Here is a 4,442-nt window from a genome sequence, read left to right as displayed (position 1 = left end):
GGGTCCCTTCGGCGGCTGCTTCGGTTTTCCGTCAGGGCCGGCGTCTTGTGGCTGCGCCTGCGCGACCACGAGCGGCGGCGCAGTTTGCGCCTGCGATGCGGAGTTTGCGAATTGCATCGCAGTCAGAGCCGTCGTCGCGAGCAGCACGAAACGAAGATTGGTCATGGTGGTGAACTTCCCCGGAAGGTTCTTTGACGAAGTGTTGGAATGAACAGCTACGCGTTAGGCCGGATTGTGGCGGGCGAAGCGGTCGCGGCCCGATTTATTTCTGCACGCAAATCACCTCACTATGGTGACGTTCATTGCGCATTCAGACGCGGGTTGCAATCGCCACACATGCGATCGCGTAGCTCACGCGCGATCCCGCGGCGAACTTGCGTCCGTCGCGGGATTGGGCGTGAGCGGTCCGTTCGGCCCGCGTGATGGAATCTCTTCAGGCATGCGGCCCGGCAATTCGTCGGGCCGTGGTGGCGAGCCGGGCTCGCGCACCGGGGGCGTGATTTCAGGCTGCGGACCACCGGGCGGGATTCCGGGCGGAGGCTCCGTTGGCGTGCCGGGAGTCGACGGCGGAATCTCGGGTGGTTCGATCGGCATCGGCATCATCGGGATAGTTGTCCAGAGGACAACAACGATGATGCCGCGCCGATGTTCCGCACCGCATCGCGCCGGGCCTGCCTTATTCCGGAGTGTGGCAGACCGCCTCGATGTTGTGGCCGTCGGGATCGAGCACGAAGGCGCCGTAGTAGTTCGGATGGTAGTGCGGCCGGATGCCGGGCGGACCGTTGTCGCGTCCGCCGGCCGCGATCGCGGCCTTGTAGAAGGCATCGACGGTGGCGCGGTCCTTGGCCGCGATCGCGATGTGCACCGGCTTGTTCATCGCGCCTTCGCCGCCGAACCAGAAATCCGGCTTGCCGTCGGCGCCGAACCCGGCCGCCGCTGCATGACCGGTCTGCTCCGCCGTGACTTCCATGATCAGGCCGTAGCCGAGCGGCGCCAGCGCCTTGGCGTAGAACGCTTTGGCGCGCTCATAGTCGGAGACGGAAAAACCAAAATGATCGATCATCGCTGGCCTCCATTGTTCGTTCTCGTCAGCGTGACAGGAACGTATTGCTCCGCGTCTTGCGCGCGATCGTAAAGCCGCGTGCGACCATGTCAGCGATACAATCCTGCTGCCATTCGTTTTGTGACAGGTGCTCGATCACCACCGCGCGCGGCCACAGCGATGGCGGCGCATCGCGGAAAAACCCGATCAGCACGCGGTCCTCGAAACCCTCGACGTCGATCTTGAGCGAATCGATTTGGGTGACGCCGGCCTCGTCGAGAATGCGTGTCAGCCGCAGCGACGGCACCTTGATGGCCTCGGCGCTCGCCGTGCCGGTGACGACGTGGGTGGCGCCGAGATTGCCGCCGCCGCTCTCGATCATCAGCTCGCCGTCGCTGTCGCCGGCCGCCGCCTGCACCAGGCGCACCTGCGTTGTCTGCGACGCGGCGTGGTTGAACGAGAGGCGTCCGAACGTCATCGGATGTGGCTCGATCGCGACCACCTTGCCCGATAGTCCCACTTGCTGCGCCATCACCAGCGCAAAGGTGCCGACATTGGCGCCGACGTCGACGAACACGCCGCCTGCCGGCGTGTGCTGGCGCAGGAAATCGAGCTCGTCGAGATTGTAGTCCGGATTGAACAGCGCGCCGCGCTCGGTCGCGCTGCCCTGGTGATAGAGCCGGAACGAGGCGCCCTGATACCGCACGTCGACCGGGCCGCTCCGCACGAGGTTCACCAGCCGCGACATCCACGGACGGAATGCGCCGCGCTTCAGCCCGGATTGTTGTGTGAGGCTGATAATCGCGGCCTGCGCCGTGTTCGGCGCAAACGCGCCGAACGGCGCGGACGAAGGGGTCTTGTCGGTCGTCAAGCAGGCGGTCCTCGTTACGGGCGGCGCATGCATAGCCGGTTTTGACGGGGACTCCAATCTTCACGAGAGGGCTACGATGTCATGCTGCCTTCTTCGGCGCCTTCCTTTGCCGCAGGAAACGCCCGAGCAGCCTGCGCTTGCCCTTGCGCGGGATCAGCTCGATGTCGCTGACGAGCTTGGCGCCGCCCTTGCGGCGCTCCAGCACGATCTTGCGGCTGTGAAAGGCTTCCAGCTCGGCACGATGCGCGACGCTGACGATGGTCGCCTTCGGCAGCTCGTCGGTGACCATCTGCATCATCTTGTCCTGGCTCTTCTCGTCGAGCGCCGAGGTCGCCTCGTCCAGCACGACGATGTCGGGGTTGTGCAGCAAGAGCCGCGCGAAGGCGAGGCGCTGCTTCTCGCCGCCGGACAAGGTCTGGTCCCAGGGAGCTTCCTCCTCGATCTTCTCCTTGAGATGATCGAGGCCGACCTTGTGCAGGGCCTCGCCGATCTCTTCGACGGTCCAGTCCTCTTCGGCGCCGGGATAGGCGACGGCGCGGCGCAGCGAGCCTGAGGGCACGTAGGGCCGCTGCGGCAGCATGAACAGCCGCCGGTCGGGATGGAAATTTACGCTGCCGCCGCCCCACGGCCACAGGCCAGCGATGGCGCGCACCAGCGTGCTCTTGCCGGTGCCTGATTCGCCGGCGACGAGGAGCCGCTCGCCAGGCTCGATCACCACTTCGGTCTCGCCGACCACGGCGGTGCCGTCATCCAGCGTGACCGAAAGATCCTTCATCTCGAGCATGGCGTCATTGCTGGTCTCGCCGCGCTTGATGCGGCCGAGACCGTCGCCCTGCTCGGCGCGCTCGAGGCCATCGAGCGACATCATCAGCGAGGCGATGCGGCGCGCGCAGGCGTTCCAGTCGGCGAGCCGCGGATAATTGTCGACCAGCCAGCCGAACGCGCTCTGCACGATGGTGAAGGCGGAGGCGGCCTGCATCACCTGCCCGAGGGTCATGCTGCCGTCGAGGAATTTTGGCGCACAGAGCAGGAGAGGGACCACGGGCGCAACGAGGCTCGACCCTTGCGATACCAGCGTGGTGCGCATGTGCTGGCCAGCGAGCCGCGCCCATTGCCGCAGCACGCTGGTGAAGTTGCGGTCGATGCCGCCGCGCTCTTCCTCCTCGCCGCCGAGCAGCGCGATGCTCTCGCCGTTCTCGCGCACGCGCGTCAGCGTGTAGCGGAAATCGGCCTCGGCCTGGTTCTTGTCTTCGGACACCTGCACGAAGCGCCGGCCGATCACCAGGATGGAGCCGGAGGCGATTCCCGCATAGAGCATCGCCGCGATGACGAGGAAGCCCGGAATGGTGATGCTGGAGCCGCCGAGCGTGACGGTGAGCGCGCCGCCGATGGTCCAGAGCACGACGATGAAGGTCGCAGCCGACAGCAGCGCGGCCGTCACGCCGGCGACGAAATCGACAGGAGAGTCGGTCGCGACGCGCAAATCCTCGGCGATGCGGTATTCGGGATTCTGGTGATCGCCGCCGACGAGGTTGAGCTGATAGTAGCGTCCGTTGGCGAGCCACCGCGTCAGCACGCTCGCCGTCAGCCAGGCCCGCCAGCGCCGCTGAATGCCCATCCGCGCGAACACTTGCGCCACACCGAGCACGATGCTGCCGATCGCGAGCGGGAAGAACATCGCGGTGAGATGAAAGACGCTCGCCGCATCGCGCTTCTCGATGGCGTCGAAGATCGCGCGATTCCAGACATTGATGCCGTATTGGAAGCCGACGGTCAGGACGATCAGCACGCCGAGGCCGATCGAGAGCGGCCAGGCGAGGCGGTCGCCCTTGCGACCCCAGAAGCCGCGCGCGCTGATCCAGAAGCGTGTCAGCAGGTAATCCTTGCGGACCTGCTCGGCCTCCTCGGGTGACAGCTCGGGATCGGGCTCGATCAGCTCCGGAGGCGGTGCTGCCACGTCATCGCCGTTCTCGCCTTTGATCTCGACAATGGGCGGCTTCTTGCCCTGATCGCGCTTTGCGGCCCGCTTGTGCATGCGCGGACAACGCAAAGGAAATCAAACGGTTCCCGTCGGTTCCGAGCGCCGAATCACTCGGCGGCGCCGTCCCGGACGCGCCGGATCCGGGCCGCCCGATGCAGAACGCGCGACAATTCCTCGATCGAATAGGGTTTTTGCACGAGATCGAAGCCGGCCACGCCGTCTTGTGACAGCGCCTGGCTGTAGCCGGTGGTCAGCACGATCGGCGCGTCGATGCCGCGGTCGCGGATGGCCTGCGCCAGATCGAGTCCGGTCATCCCGGGCATGACAACGTCCGAGAACACGACGTCGAAGCGATCGGCGTCGACGACGAGCTCGGCGAGCGCGTCGGTGGCATTGTCGACCAGCGTGATGCTGTAGCCGAGCTCGGTGAGACCGTCGGCGGCGAAATTGGCAAGCTCGATATTATCCTCGACCACCAGCACCGACATGCCGCTGCCGGCCACCGCCGGCGCCGTGTTGGGCGCCTGCCGCTGCGGCAGCAGGTCCGG

The 4,442-nt window shown here is 66.0% G+C and carries 5 protein-coding genes; all 5 read right to left on the bottom strand.

Features of this window, described 5'->3' with window-relative positions; translation table 11 throughout:
* Positions 1-351 precede the first annotated feature (351 nt).
* Positions 352-594: a hypothetical protein gene (locus MOV75_RS28515; protein ID WP_246919927.1), complete on the bottom strand. Its 243-nt coding sequence runs from the start codon at positions 592-594 to the stop codon at positions 352-354.
* A gap of 82 nt (positions 595-676) precedes the next feature.
* Positions 677-1,063, bottom strand: coding sequence for a VOC family protein (locus tag MOV75_RS28510; protein ID WP_246919926.1), 387 nt, complete (start codon positions 1,061-1,063; stop codon positions 677-679).
* A gap of 25 nt (positions 1,064-1,088) precedes the next feature.
* Complete coding sequence (locus MOV75_RS28505) at positions 1,089-1,913, bottom strand: FkbM family methyltransferase (RefSeq protein ID WP_247007010.1); 825 nt, start codon at positions 1,911-1,913, stop codon at positions 1,089-1,091.
* A gap of 79 nt (positions 1,914-1,992) precedes the next feature.
* Entirely contained in the window at positions 1,993-3,948 is a 1,956-nt protein-coding gene (locus MOV75_RS28500; RefSeq protein ID WP_246919924.1) for an ABC transporter ATP-binding protein/permease, read from the bottom strand.
* Between the two features lie 53 nt (positions 3,949-4,001).
* Positions 4,002-4,442 (bottom strand): response regulator (locus MOV75_RS28495; protein WP_247007008.1); only part of this gene is annotated, 441 nt, incomplete at its 5' end.

The organism is Bradyrhizobium sp. PRIMUS42, assembly GCF_023006515.1.
Taxonomy (GTDB): domain Bacteria; phylum Pseudomonadota; class Alphaproteobacteria; order Rhizobiales; family Xanthobacteraceae; genus Bradyrhizobium.
Note: the sequence above shows the minus strand (reverse complement) of the source record. Positions and strands in the feature narration are given on the sequence as shown.